Consider the following 610-nt stretch of genomic DNA (forward strand, 5'->3'; position numbering starts at 1 on the left):
CAATTAAAGAATTTGTTGACCAAGATGAATTTAAAATAATTCAAATCTGAGAATCCGACAAAGAAGCTTGAAAAATTCTTGAAAACAGATTCGAAGGAAACACTTCGGTTAAAAACTCTAAAATTCAACGCTTAACCACTGAATTCGAACTTATTCGAATGAGTGAAACTGAAACCTTTGACCAGTTCCATAAAAGATTAAGGCAAATTGTGAATACTCTTGATAACTTAGGCGAGAAAATTCAAAAAAATCGTGTTGTCAAGAAAATCTTGAGCTCCCTACCGGATAAGTTTGTTCCCAAAATCATCGCTATCGAAGAAAACAAAGACTTGAATATTTTGACTGAGGTTGATCTTGTCGGATCACTTCAACACTTCGAAGCCGATTTGATTTCTCGTAGTTCTAACAATAATCATTCTAAGAAAGAGAAATCTACTGCTCTAAAAACTGTCAATAACCAATCTGAATCTGATAATGACAGTAATGATGAATTTGATGAGGAAGCCATGGCCTATTTTACTAAAAAATTCAGAAATTACCTTGAAAAAGAAAAGAAATATCGTTCAAACCCTAATAAAGGTAAAGAGAATTTTAAGAAGAAATTTAGGCA

Annotated in this window: 1 protein-coding gene; it reads left to right on the forward strand. The window is 32.3% G+C overall.

Annotated features, from left to right (window positions below):
* Nucleotides 1-122: 122 nt before the first annotated feature.
* Nucleotides 123-610, forward strand: a 488-nt coding sequence (locus ACFIMI_RS09775; protein ID WP_375692543.1) for a hypothetical protein, incomplete at its 3' end; no start/stop codon positions are given.

The organism is Bartonella sp. AP4SXKL (assembly GCF_042195845.1).
Taxonomy (GTDB): Bacteria; Pseudomonadota; Alphaproteobacteria; order Rhizobiales; family Rhizobiaceae; genus Bartonella.